The following is a 19,980-nucleotide window of genomic DNA, read 5'->3' as shown; positions in this document are numbered from 1 at the left end:
GGCTCCGGGAGGGGCAGGAGCGGCGCGCTCCCGGTCTTCAGGGCGCGTCAGTGGGTCAGCCAGGCCGTGGTGTCCGGGGCCAGGCGGCCGTCCCGCAGGGGGGCGCTGGTGAGGACGACCTCGCCGGCCGGCAGGGAGACCGGCTCGTCGGACAGGTTCGTCACGCAGCGCCAACCGTCGCCGCGGTCGAACTGCAGCACGCCCACCGGGGTGTCCTCCGCCCAGGTCAGCGTCTCGCCGTCGAGCAGCTTGCGCCGCAGCCGCAGGGCCGTGCGGTAGAGCTCCAGGGTCGAGCCCTCCACGCCGTCCTGCGCCTCCACCGCGTACTCGGCGAAGGACGCCGGCTGCGGCAGCCAGGCGCCGCCCGAGCCGAAGCCGTACGACGGGCCGGTCGTCGTCCACGGCAGCGGGACCCGGCAGCCGTCGCGGCCCTTGCGGACGCGGCCGGTCTGCTCCCAGATCGGGTCCTGGAGCACCTCCGTGGGCAGGTCGGCGACCTCGGGCAGGCCGAGTTCCTCGCCTTGGTAGACGTACGCCGAGCCGGGCAGCGCCAGCATCAGCAGGGTGGCGGCGCGGGCCCGGCGCAGCCCCGCCTCCAGATCGACAGCGGGGGCGTGGCCGCCGGACAGCAGCCAGGCGTTCTCGTCCGTGCCCGGCGGCAGCATCAGGCGGGAGGCGTGCCGGACCACGTCGTGGTTGGACAGCACCCAGGTCGCCGAGGCGCCCGCCGCCTGCGCGGTCGCCAGCGACCCGGTGATCACCTGACGCAGCTCGTCCGCGTCCCACGCGGCCTCGAGGTACTCGAAGTTGAAGGCCTGGCCGAGCTCGTCAGGGCGGGCGTACAGGGCTCGCCGGGCGCCGGGCACCCACGCCTCGGCGACGGCCGTACGGGGCGGGGTGTACGTGTCGAAGATCTTCCGCCAGTCGCGGTAGATCTCGTGCACCTCGTCGCGGTCGTAGAAGGGGTGCGTGCCGGGCGCGAAGTCCGCGAGGGCGGCCTCGCCGCCCGCCGCGTGGTCGCCGAGGTCGCGCAGCGGCTCCTCGAGGTCCTTGGTGAGGGCGTGCGCCACGTCGATGCGGAAGCCGTCCACGCCCCGGTCGGACCAGAAGCGCAGGGTGGTGCGGAAGTCCTCGCGGACGTCCTGGTGGCCCCAGTTGAGGTCGGGCTGCTCGGCCGCGAACAGGTGCAGGTACCACTGTCCGTCGGGCACCCGCTGCCAGGCGCTGCCGCCGAACACGGACTGCCAGTCGGTGGGCGGCAGCTCGCCGCTCGCGCCGCGACCGTCGCGGAAGACGTACCGGTCGCGGGCCGGGGAGCCGGGTCCGGCGCGCAGCGCCTCCTGGAACCAGACGTGCTGGTGGGAGGTGTGGTTCGGGACGATGTCGACGATCACCTTCAGACCCAGCCGGTGGGCCTCGCCGACCAGCGCGTCGAAGTCGTCGAGGGTGCCGAGGCGCGGGTCGACGTCACGCGGGTCGGCGACGTCGTAGCCGCCGTCGGCCAGCTCGGACGGGTAGAACGGGCTCAGCCACAGGGCGTCCACACCCAGCGCCGCCAGGTGCGTCAGGCGGCGGGTGATGCCGCGCAGGTCACCGAGGCCGTCACCGTCGGCGTCGGCGAAGCTGCGGGGGTAGATCTGGTAGACGACGGCCTGCCGCCACCAGTCGGGGTCGCGGGAGGAGAGGTCGGGCGTGGCGTCGGGGGCGGGGTGCGGCGGCCGGGGGTCGGGCGCGGTGGGACGGTCGGTCACGCGGGGTCTCCTCTGGGTGTGCGGGTACCTGTGGAGAAACTGACCAGAACACCGTAAAAGTGAACGCACCGGTAACGGTGCGCCATTCCCCCCGGGTGTGGCGGACCGCACGTCCGCCCGGCCCACCCGGGTCGAACCGGCGTCCGACTACGGCACAGGATGTTCGACCGTCGTGAGGTACAGCTTCACGTAGCGTTCGACGTCCACGTCCAGGCCGACGTCCACCAGCGGCTGCTCGCGGGTGCCTTCGTGCAGCTCGGACTCGCCGGGGCGCGGGCGCCGGTCGACGACCGTCTGGCCGCGCGCCGGGCCGGGCGCGAGGGACACCTCGACCGGCAGGCGATGGGTCGTCAGCCCTTCCGGGTCGGCGACCGCGCACAGCGCGCCCGCGTCACCGAGGCCGCCGGAGTCCTCGGCGGGGTCGTCCGGGCGACTGCCCGGGTGGGCGGGGCGGTGCGCGAGCAGGTCGCCGGCCAGCCGCGCCCCGGGTTCGGCACTGGCGCGCAGCCGCCGCACGTCGGCGCCGGGGACGACGACCCGGGTGAACACGTCCAGCCCGTACATGGTGATCGGCACGCCCGCGGTGAGCATGATCGCGGCGGCCTCCGGGTCGTGCCAGACGTTGAACTCGGCCACCGGGGTGGCGTTCCCGACGGCCGCCGCGCCGCCCATGAACACGATCCGCCCGATGTTGCGGGTGACCTCGGGGTGCGTCCGCAGCAGCAGGGCGATGTTGGTGAGCGGCGCGGTGGGCACGAGGGTGACCGGGCGGGGCGAGGCGAGGATCTCGCGGCGCAGCAGTGTCACCGCGTCCACGTCGGCCGGGGCCCGGCGGGGCGCGGGCAGGCCCAGGTCGCCCATGCCGTCGTGGCCGTGGACGTGACGGGCGGAGCGCGGCGCCTCGATCAGCGGGCGCTCGGCGCCCCGCGCCACCGGGACGTCCGGCGCGCCCGCCCGCTCCAGCACGGTCAGCGTGTTGCGCACGACGCCGTCCACGTCCATGTTCCCGGCCACGCAGGTGACGGCCCGCAGGTCGATCCCGGGGTGGCGTACGGCGAACAGCAGGGCGAGGGCGTCGTCGACCCCGGTGTCGCAGTCGATGATCACCGGGACGGGCCGGCCGTTGCTCACGAGGGGCTCCTCTCAGGCGGGCTGCCCGTCGACCTTACGCGGGCCCCCAGAGCGCGGCTCCCCGTCCGCGCACCCGTGCCCCGATCCGCCCCAGGGCGTCCGCCACCGGCAGCGCGCCGGGCCGCCGTCCGTCCCGCAGGCGCAGAGCGAGCAGGCCGTCCGCGGCCTCCCGCGCCCCGAGCACCGCCTGGTACGGCACCAGCCGGGCCCGCCGGATCCGGGCGCCGAGGCTGCCCTCCCGGGACCCGTCGACCTCCGCCCGCAGACCGAGTTCCGCGGCCTGCCGTACGACCGCGTGGGCGTGCTCCTCCTGTTCCTCGCCCACCGGCAGCACCACGAGCTGCACCGGCGCCAGCCACGGCAGGAAGGCGCCGCCGTGCTCCTCCAGCAGGTGGGCGACGGCGCGTTCCACGCTGCCGATGACGCTGCGGTGCACCATGACCGGGCGGTGCCGGGCACCGTCCGGGCCGATGTGGCGCAGGCCGAACCTCTCCGGCTGGTGGAAGTCGATCTGCACGGTGGACAGGGTGGACTCACGGCCCGCCGGGTCGGTGATCTGGACGTCGATCTTCGGGCCGTAGAAGGCCGCCTCGCCCTCGACGGCCTCGTACTCCACGCCGGACGCGTCCAGCACCTCGCGCAGCAGGGCGGTGGCCCGCCGCCACAGGGCCGGGTCGGCGACGTACTTGCCCCCGCCGCCCGGCAGCGACAGCCGGTGGCGGGAGGCGCGGATGCCCAGGTCGGCGTAGGCGCGGGAGATCAGCGCGAGGGCGCCCGCGGCCTCCTCGACGACCTGGTCCGGGGTGCAGAAGATGTGCGCGTCGTTGAGCTGGATGGCCCGCACCCGGGTCAGTCCGCCGAGGACGCCGGACGGCTCGGAGCGGTACATGCCGCCCAGCTCGGCCAGGCGCAGCGGCAGTTCCCGGTAGCTGCGGGCGCGGGAGCGGTAGATCAGGGCGTGGTGGGGGCAGAGGCTGGGGCGCAGCAGCACCTGCTCCGCGCCCAGCTCCATCGGCGGGAACATGTCGTCGCGGTAGTGGTCCCAGTGGCCGGAGATCTCGTACAGCTCGCGTTTGCCCAGCACCGGTGAGCAGACGTGGCGGTAGCCGGCCGCGCGTTCCGCCTCGCGGACGTACTCCTCCAGGGTGTGGCGCACGACGGCGCCGTCCGGGAGCCAGTAGGGCAGGCCTGCGCCCATCAGCGGGTCGGTGTCGAACAGGCCGAGTTCACGGCCGAGGCGTCGGTGGTCGCGCACGGCGTCCTCCTCGTGGTCGGGAGGCGAGCACCACGCGCGGCGAAGCCCCGGGGCACTCGCCCCGGGGCTTCGTCAGTGGTCAGCTGTCAGCGCGCCGGGACACTCTCCGGCGTCGTCGTGAGGAACACGTGGGCACGCTGCATGAGGCGGACGCTAGCAGCGGGCGGCGGGCCGCCGCACCCGGTTTTCGGCCCCGTGGGGACTGCGGGCGGTGCTCACCCGGACGGCTCGCCGCGCTGGTGGGGGGCCTGTCCCGGTGGTGCCGTAGGAGCACGTCCGCCCGTGGACGGCCCGGCTCCCCCAGGAGGCATCCCGATGACCCGTGCCCCGGCCACCGCCCGCACCCTCCTCGCCTCCGCCCTGTCGGTGACCGCCCTGCTGATCACGGCGGCGTGCGTCGGTCACGACCGGGACGTCCCGCGCGCGCTGCCCCAGGGCGTGTCCGAGCCACCGGCCGAACCGTCGCCCACGCCGTCGGCACCCACGCCGTCCGCCGTGACCGGCACCGAGCGGACCACCCCCGTGCTGAGCGAGGACCAGCTGAAGGCGGCGCTGATCACCGAGGCGGACCTCGGCCCGCCGTGGACGGCCGGCCAGGGCGCGGCGCTGTGGCGCGACGGCATGCTCAAGGCGACCACGGACGACGCCGCCTGCGGACGCCTGCTGGAAACCCTCTACACGGAGGAGCCGTTCGGTGCCGCGGCGGGTCCCAGCGCCTCGGTGACGCTGGACGACACCGAGGACGACACGCAACTGCGCGAGCAGATCGGCCCCCACCGGCCGGCCGACGTCGAACGCGAACTGGCCTGGCTCGCCACGCTCCCGGAGAAGTGCGGGAGCTTCCGGGCGACGACCGTGCGGTCCGGCACGCAGACCGTCGAGGTGACGGAGCTGCCCCTGCCGGACCAGGCCGGTGACGCCCGGGCCGCCCTGCGGATGACGATGACGGGCAAGACCCCGGACGGCGACCCGGCCCGCCTTACGGTGGACCTCGCGGCGATCCGTGTCGGCGAGGACACGATCACCCTCACCAACGGCGGACTCGGCCCGGTGCGGCCCGAGATCACCCAGGCGATGGCCCAACTGGCCGCGGACCGGCTGGCGGAGGTCGCGCGGCAGGGGCGGCTGCGCGTCTGACGCGGGCGGCCGACGCGGCCGTGCGCCTACGTGAGCTGCTGCCGTGCTCCGTCAGCCGCTGCCGTGAGTTTCCGTCAGCCGCTGCCGTGCGGGATCAGCTCATGCGGTCGACGGCCTGCTTGGCCTCGACCAGGTCCGCGCCCGTGGCCTCGCGGTACAGCTTGATCGCCTGCACCTGCTTGCCGTCCCGCACGAGCGCGAGGATCTCGTCCTCGCGCGGCACCTCCTCGTCCAGGCCCAAGTGCCGCATGACCTGGTCGAGTTTGCGCTCCACGCGGGCGACACGACGGTCGGACCGGGACTGGCGGGTCTGGATCGAGGCCACGCCGAGGATGACGACGCAGGTGAGGAAGAGAATGGCTGTGTCCATGACCAGTCAGCCTAGGCGGTGGAGGGCCGGCCGGTCTCCGGGCGGTTCAGAGCGCGTCGAAACGGCGCCGGTGGGAGACGACGTCGACGGCCGCCTCCAGGACGGTGACGCCCTGGGCGAAGGCGTCACCGCGCAGCCGGGCCAGGGCCTCGTCGGCGCCGACGCCGAGCTGGGCCATGATCATGCCGACCGCCTGGTGCACCCGGTCGTGGTCGCCCGCCAGCCCGCTGAGCCAGCCCTCGCCGGCGTCCCGGGCGTCGTGCGGCAGATCTATCAGCGCGACCGTCATCGCCCCGGCCAGCAGCAGCGCCACGTGCAGCTGGGACGCGCTGAGGACGCCAGGGGTGCCGCGGTAGAGGTCGAGGGTGCCGACGCAGACGGCGGTGGAGCCGAGGGGCAGCGCGTACACGGCGCGCACCCCCGTGCCGAGCGCCTGCTGCGCGAAGACCGGCCAGCGGTCGGCACAGTCGTCGTCGGCCAGGTCACGGGCGAGGACGGGGGCTCCCGTCTTCAGGACGTGGTGGCAGGGGCCGTCGCCCAGGGTGGCCTGCAACTGGGCCAGACGCGCCGCACGCGCGCCGGACGCGGCGAGCTGGAGCGGCATGCTGTCGCCCCGCAGCGACACGGAGGCGCCGTCCACCGGGAGCAGGTCGACGGCGACCGCGCACAGCCGTTCGGGCACCTCCGCGGGTCCGGCGCCGCGCAGTTCCGCGGCGATGGCACCGACCGCCCGCTCGTACCCCCCGGTACCTGCACCCCGGTCCTGCCCACCCCCCGGGTCGTCCCCGGGCCGCACGCCGCACCGCCTCCCCTCACCAGCCGAAACGCGTCCCGACTACCCGGCCCCAAGCCCTCGAAACACACCACGTCCAGGCCCGCCGGGGCCGCCGCGGGGCCGGCCCCCTCTCCGGGACCGGTGAGGCCCTGGTCCTGCCTCCCCCCGCGGCCCTGGGTCCGGCTCAGACCGGGGGCTGGGCCGGGGCCGGGCCCAGGGTGGTGGTGCCGGGCGCCGTGCGGTGGCCGAGGCCGGTGCGGTAGGCGTCCAGGGCCGCCTCCACACGGCCCGTCCGGCGCAGCAGGTCGCCCAGGAGGCGGCACAGGTCGGCCAGGTCGCCCGCCGCTCCCGCGCGTTCCAGCAGGCTGAGCGCGCGCACGTAGTGCTCCTCGGCCTGTTCGGTGTCCCGGGTGTCCTCGGCGATGATGCCGAGCAGCCGGTGCGCGGCCGCCGCGTGCACCGCGCCCCGCTCGGGGGACAGCCCGCCGAGCACGTCCCGCAGCAGGCCGGCCGCCTCCTCGGACCGCCCGCGCCGGTGCAGCACGTCGGCCAGCTCGACGGTGAGCTGGCTGCTGTACAGGACCGCGCGGGTCGCCGACAGCATGCGCAGCGCCTCCCGCATCTCGCCCTCGGCCTGTTCCAGGTCGCCGTTCTGCGCGTACACGTACCCGCGCATCCAGTGGCAGTTGGCCAGCTCGGTGCGCAGCTGCAGCCCCCGGTAGAGCTCCGCCGCCTTGGCCAGGGAGGCGTCCGCCTCCGCGAGGCGCCCCTCGGCGAGCAGGGTGCGGGCCACCGACCGGTGCATGCGCGCCACCAGCGCCGGGTCGCCGGACTGCGGGGCGAGCGTCAGCGCGAACTCGGCGGCCTGCGCGGCACGCGCGTGCGCACCCATGTCCATGTACGGCCCGATGACGCTGGCGTACAGCAGGAGCAGCGCGTCCGGGTCGTGCAGTCCGCCCCGGTTCAGCTCGTCGATCGCGGTCTCCAGCAGGTAGACCGCGTACCTCAGCTCCCCCGCGAGGTAGTGCGCGACGGCACGGCCGCGCAGCGCCGGCACCCGTGCGGGCAGCGGCGCCTCGGCGAGCCGTTCCTCGGCCTGCTCGAAGTACCGCCGCCCCGCCTCCAGTTCGCCGGTGTCCAGCGCGCACTCGCCGAGCCCGAGCAGCGCGGCGGCCTGTTCCTCGGGCAGCCCCTGGGCGTCCGCCTCGGCCAGCAGCGCCGTGTACTGCTCCACCGCGGCCTCCGCCTCACCGAGCGCGAGCGAGCGCTGCGCCTCGGTCAGCCGCAGGCGCAGTTCGGTCACCCGCCGCGCCGAGCGCCCGGTCGCCAGTTCGTCGAACTCGACTTCCAGCCGATCCGCGAGATGCCGCAGCGCGTCGTCCGAGGGGCGCACCCGGCCGGCCTCCAGGGTGGAGATGTAGGCGGGGGTGTACACCGGCTCGGCCAGCTGTTTCTGTGTCAGTCCGCGTGCCACGCGCAACCGCTGCACCCGCCGTCCGATGGTGCCCGGCTCGTCCCGCTCCCCCATGCCAACTCCCCCAGTGCCCCTTGCCGTTCGCCTCGGACAGCCCCTAGGTTAAACCGCGAATTAAACCCGCTTAACCCATCGCTGTTGCGAGGTCGCCGTGCTGGACCGCACACGCCCCACCGAGCGCTACGCCCGAGGCCTCGTCGCGGCTCTCGCCGCGGTCGCGGCGCTGGTCCTGGCGGCGAACGTGGGGCCGGCCAAGGCCGTCGGCCAGGAGCCCGACCAGGTCACCACCGCGCCGGTGAAGGCGGCCGAACGCTGAGGTCTTCCGTCAGGATCGGGCCAAGCTCGCCGACGGGCGGGCCCTAACCGGGCAGCGCCCTGCGCAGCGCCTCGTCCAGCCGCCGCGCCAGCTCCTCGTCACCGGGCGGGCCGTCACCGAGGAGCGGACCGAGCTCCGTGATGAACGTCTGGGTGAACGCGCCGTACAGCGGCGTCCTCGGCCGGTGCACGGCCTCGCTCAGGGCGCCCCTCAGCATCTCGTCGGCGAAACCGGGACGGCCGCCGTCCCGGCGCGGCGCCCCGTCGGCGCCCTCCCCCGTCGGCGACGGCGAGGGCGCGGCGGTGACCGCCGGGGGACAGCGCACCAGACCGTCGTACGCGGAGTCCCGGGTCGCCGCGAACCCGGCCTCCAGCAGACAGCGCTCGCTCTCCCGCCCGGTGAGGTACCGGATCAGCTCGGTCGCCTTGCCCGCGCGCTGCGACGCCCGGGACACCGCCAGGTTCTGCCCGCCGAGCACCGCCCGCCCGGGCAGCCGGGCCACCCCGAGCTCGTTCGCGAAGGCCTGGTACAGCGTCGGGTAGGCGGAGGGCCAGGCCCGCAGGAAGACCGTGCGCCCCTTGACGAAGTCGCTGGTCGCGGCCGCCTCGTCGGAGCCGGCCGCGTCCGGCAGCGTGTACGCCGGCTCGGTGCGGCGGCGCAGCTCCGCCACCCCCCGGGTGAGCTCCTCCACGTCCCCCGCGTAGCGGCCCTTCCCGTCCACCAGCTCCAGGCCGGGCACCGCCGACGCGAACGCCTCCACCGCGTTGACCGTCCGTCCCTCGTACGCGGCGAGCTGGGTGGTCCAGCCTTTCGCGAAGGCACCGGGGAGCTTCGCGTGCAGGGTCTCGACGTGCCCGCGCAGCCGGTCCCAGGTGAACCCCTCCGGCACGTACGGCTCCTCCACACCGGCCCGGCGCATGAGGTCGCGCCGGTAGTAGAGCAGGCCGACGTCGCTGTTGAACGGCACCGCGTAGACCTTCCCGTCCCAGCGGGCCGTCTCGGCGACCGACGCGATGACGTCCTCGTCCACGACGTCGTCCGGCAGCGCCCGCACCAGGCCGGCCTCGGCGAACTCCGGCACCCAGGTCACGTCCAGGTTGACCACGTCGTACTCGGCGCTGCGGGACTGCAGGGCGCCCAGCAGCTGGCTGCGCTGCTCGTCGGCGCTGCCCGGCAGCTCCACCAGCCGGGCCCGGTACTGCGAACCGGTCCGCTGCTCGCGCCGGTTCCAGGCGTCGATGAGCTGCTGCCGTACGCCGTTCGTGCCGGTGACGTCCCGGCCGCTGGCCACCACGATGGTGCCGGGCACCTCCTCGGTGACGGCCGCGTCGGGCGGCCGTTCCCCGTCCCCTCCGCCGGTGCAGGCGGCCAGGAACAGCAGCAGCGCGGGCAGCACGGTGAACCGCCGCAGCTGCGCCGGCGGCGCGGCGAACCGTCGCGGCATCAGCCCTCCCCCGTTCCCGTGCGGGCGATCTCGTCGTGCAGGGCGGCGCCGATGTCGTCCCCCGCGTCCAGGCAGCGCCCGCCGCTGGCGTCGGCGATCCGGCGGTCCGGCCGGCCCGGGTCGCAGCCCCCGCTGCCGAGCACCGCCACGGTCACCGGGGCGCCGCCCGCAGCGGCCCGGTCCAGCACCTCGGTCAGCCGGCCGCCGGTCAGCCGCGCGCCGTGCTCGCCGTCGGTGATGTGCACGATCAGCTGGGGCCGCCCGTCGCCCCTCCGGCGCTCCATCTCCTCGAACGCCGCGAGCAGCGCCGCGTGCGGGTCGGCGGCGGCGTCCCGCACCCGCGCCCGCGTGTCGACGGCGCGCTGCGCGTCGGGCGTCCGGTGGGTGCCGAACCCGAGCAGCGTCTCGTACGGACCGTCGCCGGTGTCCGCCACCGCCCAGACGCCGTACTCGTCCGCCGTGCCCAGCCCGCCCAGCGACTGGCGCAGCAGCCCCGGGCCGCCACTCGGCCCCTGCCACAGGTCGGCCATCGAACCGGAGCTGTCCAGCAGGAACAGCACCCGGCCGGGTCCGCCGTACGCCTGGTAGTCGCGCAGCGCCCGCTCCATCGCGTCCCGGCCCGCCGACTCGTCGAGCGGCGCGGGCGCGTATATCATGCCCAGGTCGGAGGCCCCGTCCCGGTACAGCAGCTCCCGGGTGTCGGCGGAGCGGAAGCCGTACCGGGCGAACACCGCGCGTCCGCCCGCGCCGGACAGCCAGTCGTGGAAGGCGGCCACCGACGCGTCCCGGTCCGCCGCGTCGCGGTCTCCGCCGCTCCAGCGCACCCGCACGAACACCGGCTCCATCCCGGGCACGTCGTCCGGGTACTGGGCCATCCGCCGGTTGCGCGTGGTGCTGTCGCAGGCGACGCCGCTGCGCATCAGGAACTCCGGGACCAGGGCGGCGGTGCGGTCGTCCACGGCGTCGTCGTCGGGCAGCACGCACAGCAGTTCGCCGGCCGTGGGCGAGGGCGGGCCCTCCCGGTCCAGCAGGCGTTCCCCGCGGCCGACTGCACGTCCCTCGGCGCCGTACAGGCCGACCGTGGCGAGCAGACCGGAGTCGGTGAACTCGGGGTCCGGGCGGCGCACGGCCGCGTCCGGGGCGCGCGCCGTCAGGTCCCGGACCATCTCGGTCAGGCCCAGCGCGGTGCGCCCCTCCAGGGAGTCGGCGGCGATCTCCTGCGGCACCGCGAGCACGACGGGGGAGTAGGCGAGCGGCGACGCCTCCCGCTCCAGGACCGCGACGGCGTCCGTGTCCTGCTCGTGAAGCACCCGGTCGACGTCGGCGCGGGAGGCGGGGATCCACACGTCGGGCTGCGGGCCGACGTCCCGCTGCGGGTTCACGTCGTCGTCCCGGGGCTCCTGCCAGTCGCCCGTGTGCCCCCGCAGCGCACCGACCACGTCGGAGGACCCGGCGCTGTAGACGGTCACGCCGGTGCGCCGGCAGCCGGCGTCGGTGGTGTTCCCCTCCGAGGTGAGATAGGCGTCGGCGGCGGCGCGCACCGTCGGCTCCAGGTCCGGGTCGGTGAGCACCCGCAGTTCCAGGGGCGGGGCGCAGTGGGTGCCGTCGCCGCCGGCCAGGCCCAGCGGACCGTACAGGCCGAACCCGAGGAGGCCGAGGACGAGCAGCGCGGGCAGCGCGAACCGGAGCACGGGCCGGTGTGACGGCGGCGGCTCTTGCGGGTCCGGCCGTTCCCGGGACTCCGCGCGGGTCCGGCGCCACGCGGCGAGGACGGCCCGCAGCCCGCCGCGCGGTGGCCACGGGGAGCCGTCCGGCCCACCGGGACCCTGATCGGGCGGAACGGGGCCGGGCGGTAAGGGGTCGGGCACGAGGGGGTCGGGAAGCGGGACGCCCTGGGGCTCCTCGCCCTTGCCGAGCCGCACCTTCAGGCCCGCGTCGGCGCGCAGTTGCGGCTCCCAGCGGTCCTCGCGCAGGGTGCGGTGGCCGCGCTCGGCCATCCGCTGCCTCAGCGCGCCGAGAAGGGCCGGCAGCCCGATGCCGCCGCCCTCGCCCAGCAGGGCGGCCAGCTCGGCCGTGAACGGCGTCGGCGTGCGCCGGTCACCCGCGTCGATACGGTGGTTGGCCTGCACGCTCATCAGCACCGCGACGCGCCGCTTGTCCTCGAAGTGCTCCCACACCCGGGCGGCGTTGCCCGCGAAACAGCAGTCCAGGATCACCACGATCCGGGACGCCTCGCTGGTGGCCAGCACCGTCGCCATCAGGTCGGAGAACTTCTCCGCCCCGGAGAACACCGTGTGCTCACCGGCGATCACCCGGGCGTCCCGCATCTGCAGGTACAGCTCGTCGCCCCCGCTGGGGATCGCCCCATGCCCCGCGAAGTAGACGAGCAGCAACCCGCGGGCCTCCTTGGCGGCACGCTGCAGCACCCGCCCCGTGTCGGCCAGGTACGGCGACGGCAGCGTCCTGATCTCCTGCTCGGCGAACACCCGCCCGCGCACCAGCGCCTCGCGCAGCGCGGTCAGGTTGTGCCGGACCGCCGGCAGGTCGTTCGGCACACCGTCCGGCGGCTCCGTGAAGTCGTACTCGGACACCCCGATCAGCAGCGCCCGGTCCATCGACTCCCCCGCGTCCTGAGGCTCCACCGGCCTACCTGTCGTCGCGGTTCACCGGTTCGACTCTGCCCTGCGGCGGTTCGCCGTTCTCGACCCGGCGCCGATTGGCCTGCCAGGCCAGCACACCCCGCTTGACCTGCTCCAGCAGCTCCTGGAACACCACCGTGGCACCCGCCGACGTGACGGCGATGACGATCTCCGTGCTCGTCCCCATCGGTGCGCCGGACCCGTCGGCGGCGGGACCCACGTCGGTGGCGGGCCGCACCCGCATCCGCACCCGCCCGTGCCCCAGCAGGTCGTCGAGCGGTTTCTCCCGCTCCAGCCAGTTGCGCAGCGCCGAGATGTCGCCCTCGGTCGCCGTCCCGTCCAGCCGTATGCAGATGTCCTGGTCGGCCACTCCATCCCCCTCAGCCATAACTCACCATCATGGCACCGCTGTTGCTCCCTGGGGAGGGTCCGTACGCAGCTGCCCGGCCGGCACCCCGCCGCTCGTCCGCACCGCGCGCAACCGGCGCCGTACGTGCTCCGCGGCCCCGTCCCGGCGCCCCGGCACCCGGCCGCGCAGCTCCACCAGCGTCAGCCCCAGCTCACGCACCCGCACCGGGTCGTCGACCAGAACCCACTGGTGGTGCGCCCGGTCCACGGCCGCCTCGACGGCGGGCGCGTCGGCCGGCTGCCCGGCGGCCAGGCGGGTCCCCGCCAGCGCCATCCACGCCTGACAGCTGCGCACCGCGTCCCCCGCCAGCATCGCCAGGTCCGCCCGGACCTCGGTCCAGTGCAGCGCCTCCTCGGACACCGGCCCGTGCGCGAACCCCGCCGCCTGCTCCAGCCGCGCGGCCAGCGCGTCCGCCTCGGCGTGCCGTCCGGCGCGCACGGCCTCGGTGACGGCCGCGTGCGGGTCGCCCGGCAGCGGACCGCGCTGCGCCAGCACCAGGTCGGTGCCCGCGCTCTCCGGCGCGATCCGGGCCAGGACCTGCTGGTGCAGGTCCTCCGCCGCCGGCCGCCGCCCACTGCGCAACACCGTCGCCAGCGCCTTCATGTACGACGGCGCCACCACCCCGCGCCGGGACGGCGGCGGTGCGATGCGACCGTAAACGGCGGCGTCCCGCCCGCAGTCCAGCAGGAACGGCCGGCCCGGCGCGGGCGGCGCGCACAGCGCCTGCCAGGTGTCCGCGTCCGCGTGCAGGTCGAGGAACAGCGTCGTCGCACCGGCCGGGCGCAGCCGCAGCTCGTCCCGGAACCAGTGCCAGGGCAGCGCCGTGTACCGCACGGTGGCCGGGGTCGTGCGGGCCAGCGCCAGGTGCGGCAGCCGCTGCCGGCGGTCCAGCCGCAGCTCGCCCGCCGCGTACACGGTGAGCGGGCCGGGCGCGGCGGCGGCCGCCCGCAGCCGGGTCAGCACGGCCTGCGGCTCCAGCGGGTCGGCGAGTTCCACGACGTTCGCGGTGTCCGTGCCGGACAGCACGGCGGGGGGTACCGCCGCGAGCACGGGGAGCACGGACGCCGCGTCCACCAGCCGTCCACGGCCCAGCGGCGAGGCCGCCAGCAGCAGCACGGTTCCGGGCATGGTCCCCTCCCCCTGTCGATCACCCACGGCAGCACCGTAACCGCTGCGGCTGCAAACGGGGGCGTCACAGCGGTGAACGTCCCCCTTCGCGAGGTTCGACCCCGGCCGTGGGGTCCACCTCCGTGGGGAGCGCGGTGGCGCCCGCCGGGGGCCCGGCCCGCGTCACGTGGGTACGGCGTACCGCGAACACGGTGGTGTCGTCGGTCAGGTGCCCCCGGCAGTGCCGCACCGTCCCGTCCCGGACGAGCATCACCAGCAGCGCCGGCGCGGTGAGCCGCGGGTCGGCGGCCACGGAGCGCCGTACGTCGTCGGCGACCGCGTAGAAGTGCCCGTGGACGTCGCGCGCCTCGGTCACCCCGTCGGTCACCAGCAGCAGCGTCTCGTCGGCGCCCACGTGCACCCGGCACACCACCGGCGGCCCCGGTGCCAGGTCGCGGTAGCCGAGCGGCAGCCCCCCGACCGTCGGCAGGTGGCGCACGCCCGACGGCCCCACGGCCAGCGGCGGCTCGTGGCCGAAGACGACGGCGTCCACGACGTCGGTCCTGTCCGCGGGGAAGTCCAGCAGCACGGCGGTGGCGAACCGGTCGCCGTCCGCCCGGCCGAGCGCGGTGGTGTACGCGCGGTGCCGCACCATCCGCGCCTCCAGCCGGTCGGCGACCGCCGCCAGGTCCGTCTCGTGGAAACCGGCCTCCCGGAACGTGCCGAGCAGCACCGACGCCGTCTCCACCGCGCCCAGTCCCTTGCCCTGCACGTCCCCGACGAACACCCGGGTGCCGTGCGGGCCGGGCTGGATGTCGTAGAAGTCGCCGCCGACCCGGGCCTGCGCGTCGGCGGTGAGGTACACCCCGGCGTGCTCCAGGCCGCCCCAGCCGGGCGGCAGCGGCCGCAGCACGGTCCGCCGCACCGTGTCCGTCACGTCCCGCATGTGCAGGGCGCGCCGCTCACCGCGCACCCGCACCCCGCACGCCAGCGTGGCGAGGGCACCGCCCAGGGCGACCAGGATGAAGTCGGGCAGCCCGGCCTGGAACTGGTGCGGCCAGGCGTTGTCGACCACGGTGTACGTGCCCATGGACAGCGCCGCGAACAGGGCCGTGCCCCACACCCCGCAGAGCGCGGCGGCGATGCCCGGCACCAGCACGATCCAGGAGATGATCCGGAACTCTCCGGTGGTGTTGTAGTCGGCCACCGCGATCGCGACGAGCAGCAGCAGCGGCGGCAGCCAGGCGACACTGCGCCCCCGCATGCGCAGCATCTGCTGCCGTTGCACGACATCGGCCCGGCCGGCCGCCGGGTACCGGTCGGGCAGGGGATGTCCTGTGCTGGCCGGACTCACGGCCCCAGCGAAACACGCGGCCGTGCCGCCCGCATCCCCTCCGGCCCGGCCCGCTCCGCACGGCCGAGTTGCCGCCCGGGCGCGGCAGGTGTGCCCTGGTGGGACGGGGGTGGAGAGAGGAGTGCTCCCATGGCGCACGCGGCACCCCGGACCCGGGGCATGATCGAACAGTCCCGCACCACCGACGTCTTCGACGCCCGCACCCACCGGATGGCCCGGGTGGTCCTGCCCGTCCTCACGGCGCTCGTCTACGGCTTCTGGGCCGCGGCCAACCGGCGCTACGGCGGACCCATCACCGGCTGGAACCTGCTGTTCGGCTTCCTCACCGCGCTGGTCTTCGCCGCGCTCTTCATCACCCTGCTCACCGTCGGCCCGAAGCTGCGGCGCGGCGTGCACGCGCTGGCCTGGGCGGCCTTCGCGGGCTGCGCGGTCGGCTTCCTGTTCAGCCAGTCCAACGGCAGCATCTACCGCTCGGTGGCGGTGGGCGTGGGCATCATGGCCGGCGTCTTCCTGATCATGTTCTACCGCTACTACACCCAGGAAGACGCAGAAGGCCACCGCCTCGAATAACCCACCCCGGAGCCACGGAGCGACACCCGGCCCACACCCGCTCCCTCAGGGGCGCGGGGAACTGCGCGCCCAACCCCCACGCACCCGCACCCACCCACGCTCCGCCCCACCCCCAAGGGACGCGGGGAACTGCGCGCCCAACCCCCACGCACCCGCACCCACCCACGCTCCGCCCCACCCCCAAGGGACGCGGGGAACTGCGCGCCCAGCCCCCACGCCGCCGCACCCACGCACCCAACCCAAGCCCCCCGTTCGGGGGCACCCCACTCGCGCCCCCGCCCCCACGGCACTTGCCTGGAACCGTGGCCGAAGGCACCCCCCACCGCACCCCCCACCGCACCCCCCGGAGGGACCCCCGCACCCGCAACGCCCTCGCAGCGGCGCTGCTCGCCCTCGCCTGCCTCCTCACCCCCTGCGCCGTCCTGGCCGCCTGGGCCGCCCACGACCTCGCCGACACCACCCGCTACGTCCGCACCGTCGCCCCCCTCGCCACCGACCCGCACGTGCGCGACGCGGTCGCCGACGCCGTGGGCGACCAGGTCGTACGCGAGCTGGACGCACGCACCACGGACAGCGACGCCCCCCTCGGCCCCTTCGTCCGCGACGCCATCCGCTCCTTCACCCGTACGGACGCATTCCGCACGGCGTGGGAGGCCGGCAACCGCGCCGTGCACGACGCGCTCCTGCACGCCCTGCGCGACGACACGTCCGCCCACGCCCCGGTCACGGTCGACCTCGCGCCCGTCACCGCACAGGTGAAACAGCGGCTCGAGGCCGACCGCATGCCCTACGCGCACCGCATCCCCGTCCGGCACACCGAGGTCCCGGTGGTGCCGGCCGACGAGGTGGCCGAGCTCCGCAGGGGCTACCGGCTGCTGGAGGCCGCCGCCCTCTGGCTCCCCCTCACGGCCGTCACCTTCGCCGTCACCGGCGTCGCGCTCGCCGCGTCCCGCCGCCGCGTCCTCACCGCCGCCGGCCTGGGCACCGCGCTGGGCGGCGCCCTGCTCGCCCTGGCGGTCGCCGCCGGCCGCCGCCTGACCCTGGCCGACCTGCCGGACGCCGTCCACCGCCCGGCGGCCGCCGCGCTCTACGACGCCCTGACCGCCACCCTGCGCACGGCGTCCTGGCTGCTCCTCGCCGTGGGCGCGGCGGCGGCCCTGCTCACCTGGCTGAGCGGCGTACCCGCCCGCCACCGCGACCGCCTCCGCACAGGCGGCGCCCCTGACCCCGCACCCACCCCGGCTCCGACCGGCACCCGCACCTGACCCGCCCTCGCCACCGACCCTCCCGACCCGCCCGTTCCGGCAACCCGCCGTCCCGCCTCCTCGTCCTTGAGGGAGGATCCGGGCATCGCGCCCGCGAGCGGAAGGCGGCAACGGTGAGGACTGCGACGGCCGGCCCGACCGTCCCCGACGACGCGTGGGAGGGACGACAGGCCCGCGGACTGCGGCGTCCCGCCGCCTGGTGCGCGGCGCTGCTCTTCGCCGGGGTGAGCGTGGTCGTCGGCTGCCGGGTGGCCGACACCGACGGCGTGACCCCCGTGCCCCAGCTGCTCGCCTTCCTCCCCTGGCTGCTGGTCCCGACCGCCGCCGGACTGCTGTTCACCCTGCGGTCCCGCTGGTGGGCCGGCGCCGTGTGGGGCGTGGCCCTGCTGGGACTGCTGGCCTGGTACATCGAGCCGTACGGCAGGACGGAGGACCCGGCGGGGCCGCCCCTCGCGCACCTGCGCGTACTGACCTCGAACGTGGAGTACGGCAGGGCCACCGGCCCGCTCGTCGACGCCGCGCGACGGGAGAAACCGGACCTCGTCTTCGTCCAGGAGTGCGACCGCCGCTGCGACGCCGACCTGGAACGGGACCTCTCCGCCGCCTACCCGCACCGCAGCGCCGTGGCGGGCGACGGCTCCGAGGGTTCGGTCATCCTCAGCCGCCTCCCGCTCCGGCCCACCACCGGCGTCCCCGGCACCCTGGGCATGCCCGGCGCCACCGCCGACGTCGCCGGCCGCACCGTACGGCTGCAACTGGCGCACCCCATGCCGCCGCTGCCCGGCCAGGTGCCGCTGTGGCAGCGGGAGCTGGACCGGCTGCGGGACGCGGCCGCCGCCGCGCCGGACGTCCCGACCGTGCTCGCCGGTGACTTCAACGCCTCCCAGGACCACGCGGCCTTCCGGCGCGTCCTGGACACCGGGCTGCGCGACGCGGCCCGCCTCGACGGCGCCGACCGCACACCGACCTGGCCGGCCCGCACCGCCCCGGCGTTCGGCGCGCAGATCGACCACGTCCTCGTCTCCGAGGAGTTCGCCGCTGACCGCGCCCGCTTCCTCGACCTGCGCGGCACCGACCACCGGGCGCTCGTCGTCGACCTCACCCTGCACGCGGGCCGCTGAACGGCGGTGCGGGCCGCCCTCGTCGAGGACGGCCCGCACCGGTCGGGACACACACCGGTCAGCGCGCGGACTTCTCCAGCGCCTTCTCCGCCCGGTCCAGCGCGGCCGCGAATCCGTTCGCCCACAGCTGGTCCACCCGGGAGCGCTCGGCGGAGTTCGGGGTGGCGTTGGTGCAGGACGGGCCGGGGCCGCCACCGGACATCAACTCGCTGCACGGACCGGAGTAGTTGTCCGGCAGACCCAGCACGTGACCGGTCTCGTGCGTGGTGACCCGCGTCGAGTCGTAGGTCTGGTTCTGGGCGTAGTCGAGGAAGACGTAGCCCCGGCCGTGACCGTCGGTGGAGGCGTACGAGCCACGCGAGTCGTTGCCCTCGCGGTACGAGAAGTCCGCGCCCGACGTGCCCGACTGGAGCCTCACGTTGGAGACCGAGCTGTTCCAGATCTGGGCGCTGCGGGCTATCTGCGTGGCGAAGGTGGGCGCCTGGGAGGCGTTGTAGACGACGGTGACGGCGGCGGCGCCGGTGGGGTCGGCGGCCCGCTTCTCGGCCACCGACTTCAGCACGGCCTCGAAGAACGCGCGGTTGGCCGCGGCCTCCTCGGACGAGCCGTCGTACACGGGCGCGGCGGCGGCGCCGGCCGGGGCGGCACCGAGGCCGAGGGCGGTCAGGCTCAGACCGGCCGCGCTCAGCACGGACAGGGGCATGCGCAGGCGCATCGATGACTCCTTGGGTGGGGGGTGAGTCATGTGTCACCGGTGAGTTTCCGCGCCCGTGCGGCCGCTGTGATGATGGCAACCGGTGATAGGACCGGGCTATCGCCGCTCCCCGGCCATGTGTCGCAGCGCACCCCTGCCGTGTGTCACCGACGTCCGACTACGTCTGGACAGGCGGGTTTTGGGTGTCTGGTGAAAGCTGAACTTCCCGCTTACGCTCCCGGGGCATGGAGCTTGAGGTCCGGCACCTCAGGGCGCTGTGCGCGATCGCCGACACCGGCAGTCTGCACCGAGCCGCACGCCACCTCGGCGTGGCCCAGCCCTCGTTGAGCACGCAACTGCGGCGCATCGAACAGGAGCTGGGCGGTGCCCTGTTCGTCCGTGCGCGCACCGGCTGCCGTCCCACCCCACTGGGCCGGCTGGTGCTCAGCCGCGCCCGTCCGCTCGTCACCGAGCTGCGCTCCCTGGTGACCGAGGCCCGCGCCGCCGCCGTCGGAGGCCGGCAGCTGCGCATCGGCTCCACCGCCAGCAGGGCCCTGGCCGGCTGGCTGCGACGGCTGCGCCGGCACTGGCAGGAACCCACCCTGCACATGGACGTCTCCGCCAACGCCCTGCTGCGCATGGTCGCCGACGGGCAGCTCGACGTCGCGTTCGTGCACGAGGTCGAGGGCTGCCCGCTGCGCGTCCCGGAGAACCTGCGCACCCGGGTCCTCATCGCCCGCGAACCGCAGTTCGTGTCCCTGCCCGCCGACCACCCGGCCGCCGCCCGCCCGGTCGTCCACCTGTCCGATCTGGCACACGACCGCTGGATGATCGACCCCGCGGTCGACGGCGAGTGGGACGCCGTACGACGGATGCTGGGCGGGGCCGGGATCGACCCGCCCGTGCTGCACGGCGACTACCACACCGCCGCGTCGCTGGTGGCGATCGGCGAGGTCGTCACCGTCTGCCAGCCGACGTCGCCCTCCCGCCCCGAGACGGCGGTCCGCCGCATCGACGGCGACCCGCTGGGCGTACGGCTGCTGCTGGCGGCGCGTACGGAGACGGAGTTGGAGGGCGTCTACCCGCACCTCGCGGAGGCGTACCGGGAGGTGGCACGGCAGGCACCCGCGTACCGGGAGTGGCTGGAGGAGCTGGTGCTCTGAGGCCC

17 protein-coding genes and 1 pseudogene are annotated in these 19,980 nt (G+C 75.4%); 6 read left to right on the top strand and 12 right to left on the bottom strand.

Annotation, left to right across the window (positions count from 1 at the left end):
* Window positions 1-47 precede the first annotated feature (47 nt).
* The 3 genes and pseudogenes from ACIF8S_RS18060 to thrS form a co-directional block, all read right to left on the bottom strand.
* Complete coding sequence (locus ACIF8S_RS18060; RefSeq protein ID WP_400000032.1) at window positions 48-1,751, bottom strand: glycoside hydrolase family 13 protein; 1,704 nt, start codon at window positions 1,749-1,751, stop codon at window positions 48-50.
* Between the two features lie 147 nt (window positions 1,752-1,898).
* Window positions 1,899-2,882: a nucleoside hydrolase gene (locus ACIF8S_RS18055; protein WP_400000031.1), complete on the bottom strand. Its 984-nt coding sequence runs from the start codon at window positions 2,880-2,882 to the stop codon at window positions 1,899-1,901.
* A 34-nt stretch (window positions 2,883-2,916) separates the two neighbouring features.
* A pseudogene (gene thrS, locus ACIF8S_RS18050) lies at window positions 2,917-4,143 on the bottom strand (threonine--tRNA ligase); the annotation flags it as partial.
* Between the two features lie 309 nt (window positions 4,144-4,452).
* On the opposite strand from thrS, the gene ACIF8S_RS18045 reads away from it, so the two are divergent.
* On the top strand, window positions 4,453-5,274 hold the full coding sequence (locus tag ACIF8S_RS18045) for a hypothetical protein (RefSeq protein WP_400000030.1): 822 nt from the start codon (window positions 4,453-4,455) through the stop codon (window positions 5,272-5,274).
* A 94-nt stretch (window positions 5,275-5,368) separates the two neighbouring features.
* On the opposite strand, the gene ACIF8S_RS18040 is transcribed toward ACIF8S_RS18045, so the two are convergent.
* From ACIF8S_RS18040 to ACIF8S_RS18030, 3 genes are all read right to left on the bottom strand, one after another.
* Complete coding sequence (locus ACIF8S_RS18040; RefSeq protein ID WP_349795448.1) at window positions 5,369-5,644, bottom strand: hypothetical protein; 276 nt, start codon at window positions 5,642-5,644, stop codon at window positions 5,369-5,371.
* A gap of 46 nt (window positions 5,645-5,690) precedes the next feature.
* Window positions 5,691-6,440 (bottom strand): GAF and ANTAR domain-containing protein, encoded by a 750-nt coding sequence (locus ACIF8S_RS18035; RefSeq protein ID WP_400000029.1) that lies wholly within the window; start codon window positions 6,438-6,440, stop codon window positions 5,691-5,693.
* Between the two features lie 163 nt (window positions 6,441-6,603).
* The gene (locus ACIF8S_RS18030; protein WP_400000028.1) at window positions 6,604-7,947 is read right to left on the bottom strand and encodes a tetratricopeptide repeat protein; all 1,344 of its coding nucleotides are present in this window, start codon (window positions 7,945-7,947) and stop codon (window positions 6,604-6,606) included.
* 97 nt (window positions 7,948-8,044) lie between these two features.
* Between ACIF8S_RS18030 and ACIF8S_RS18025 the strand changes: the two genes are divergently transcribed.
* Window positions 8,045-8,209, top strand: a complete 165-nt coding sequence (locus ACIF8S_RS18025; protein ID WP_199785269.1) for a hypothetical protein — start codon at window positions 8,045-8,047, stop codon at window positions 8,207-8,209.
* Window positions 8,210-8,252: 43 nt separating this feature from the next.
* Here the strand turns inward: ACIF8S_RS18025 and ACIF8S_RS18020 are convergent, their stop codons facing one another.
* From ACIF8S_RS18020 to ACIF8S_RS18000, 5 genes are all read right to left on the bottom strand, one after another.
* The gene (locus ACIF8S_RS18020; RefSeq protein WP_400000027.1) at window positions 8,253-9,653 is read right to left on the bottom strand and encodes an extracellular solute-binding protein; all 1,401 of its coding nucleotides are present in this window, start codon (window positions 9,651-9,653) and stop codon (window positions 8,253-8,255) included.
* Entirely contained in the window at window positions 9,653-12,295 is a 2,643-nt protein-coding gene (locus tag ACIF8S_RS18015; RefSeq protein WP_400000026.1) for a substrate-binding domain-containing protein, read from the bottom strand. The genes ACIF8S_RS18020 and ACIF8S_RS18015 overlap by 1 nt, the downstream gene beginning before the upstream one ends.
* Before the next feature lie 4 nt (window positions 12,296-12,299).
* Window positions 12,300-12,680 (bottom strand): hypothetical protein, encoded by a 381-nt coding sequence (locus ACIF8S_RS18010; protein ID WP_400000025.1) that lies wholly within the window; start codon window positions 12,678-12,680, stop codon window positions 12,300-12,302.
* Between the two features lie 9 nt (window positions 12,681-12,689).
* Window positions 12,690-13,829 (bottom strand): hypothetical protein, encoded by a 1,140-nt coding sequence (locus ACIF8S_RS18005; RefSeq protein ID WP_400000024.1) that lies wholly within the window; start codon window positions 13,827-13,829, stop codon window positions 12,690-12,692.
* A gap of 64 nt (window positions 13,830-13,893) precedes the next feature.
* Entirely contained in the window at window positions 13,894-15,162 is a 1,269-nt protein-coding gene (locus ACIF8S_RS18000) for a PP2C family protein-serine/threonine phosphatase (protein ID WP_400000023.1), read from the bottom strand.
* A 129-nt stretch (window positions 15,163-15,291) separates the two neighbouring features.
* Here ACIF8S_RS18000 and ACIF8S_RS17995 point away from each other — a divergent pair, with 129 nt between their 5' ends.
* From ACIF8S_RS17995 to ACIF8S_RS17985, 3 genes are all read left to right on the top strand, one after another.
* Complete coding sequence (locus ACIF8S_RS17995) at window positions 15,292-15,732, top strand: hypothetical protein (protein WP_400000022.1); 441 nt, start codon at window positions 15,292-15,294, stop codon at window positions 15,730-15,732.
* A 302-nt stretch (window positions 15,733-16,034) separates the two neighbouring features.
* Entirely contained in the window at window positions 16,035-16,997 is a 963-nt protein-coding gene (locus ACIF8S_RS17990) for a hypothetical protein (protein WP_400000021.1), read from the top strand.
* Between the two features lie 113 nt (window positions 16,998-17,110).
* The gene (locus tag ACIF8S_RS17985) at window positions 17,111-18,118 is read left to right on the top strand and encodes an endonuclease/exonuclease/phosphatase family protein (protein WP_400000020.1); all 1,008 of its coding nucleotides are present in this window, start codon (window positions 17,111-17,113) and stop codon (window positions 18,116-18,118) included.
* 58 nt (window positions 18,119-18,176) lie between these two features.
* Here ACIF8S_RS17985 and snpA read toward each other — a convergent pair whose 3' ends face one another.
* Complete coding sequence (gene snpA / locus ACIF8S_RS17980) at window positions 18,177-18,833, bottom strand: snapalysin (protein ID WP_400000019.1); 657 nt, start codon at window positions 18,831-18,833, stop codon at window positions 18,177-18,179.
* Between the two features lie 224 nt (window positions 18,834-19,057).
* On the opposite strand from snpA, the gene ACIF8S_RS17975 reads away from it, so the two are divergent.
* Window positions 19,058-19,975 (top strand): LysR family transcriptional regulator, encoded by a 918-nt coding sequence (locus ACIF8S_RS17975; protein WP_400000018.1) that lies wholly within the window; start codon window positions 19,058-19,060, stop codon window positions 19,973-19,975.
* The last annotated feature ends 5 nt before the right edge of the window (window positions 19,976-19,980 follow it).

The organism is Streptomyces sp. NPDC085937 (genome assembly GCF_044540535.1).
Classification (GTDB): Bacteria; Actinomycetota; Actinomycetes; order Streptomycetales; family Streptomycetaceae; genus Streptomyces.
Note: the sequence above shows the minus strand (reverse complement) of the source record. Positions and strands in the feature narration are given on the sequence as shown.

What these genes read in the sequence shown, in the direction of transcription:
- ACIF8S_RS17975 (WP_400000018.1), top strand. Translation starts at nt 19,058, where the DNA reads ATGGAGCTTGAGGTCCGGCACCTCAGGGCGCTGTGCGCGATCGCCGAC.
- snpA (WP_400000019.1), bottom strand. Translation starts at nt 18,833, where the DNA reads ATGCGCCTGCGCATGCCCCTGTCCGTGCTGAGCGCGGCCGGTCTGAGC.
- ACIF8S_RS18045 (WP_400000030.1), top strand. Translation starts at nt 4,453, where the DNA reads ATGACCCGTGCCCCGGCCACCGCCCGCACCCTCCTCGCCTCCGCCCTG.
- ACIF8S_RS17995 (WP_400000022.1), top strand. Translation starts at nt 15,292, where the DNA reads ATGGCGCACGCGGCACCCCGGACCCGGGGCATGATCGAACAGTCCCGC.
- ACIF8S_RS18040 (WP_349795448.1), bottom strand. Translation starts at nt 5,644, where the DNA reads ATGGACACAGCCATTCTCTTCCTCACCTGCGTCGTCATCCTCGGCGTG.
- ACIF8S_RS18010 (WP_400000025.1), bottom strand. Translation starts at nt 12,680, where the DNA reads ATGGCTGAGGGGGATGGAGTGGCCGACCAGGACATCTGCATACGGCTG.
- ACIF8S_RS18005 (WP_400000024.1), bottom strand. Translation starts at nt 13,829, where the DNA reads ATGCCCGGAACCGTGCTGCTGCTGGCGGCCTCGCCGCTGGGCCGTGGA.
- ACIF8S_RS18020 (WP_400000027.1), bottom strand. Translation starts at nt 9,653, where the DNA reads ATGCCGCGACGGTTCGCCGCGCCGCCGGCGCAGCTGCGGCGGTTCACC.
- ACIF8S_RS18030 (WP_400000028.1), bottom strand. Translation starts at nt 7,947, where the DNA reads ATGGGGGAGCGGGACGAGCCGGGCACCATCGGACGGCGGGTGCAGCGG.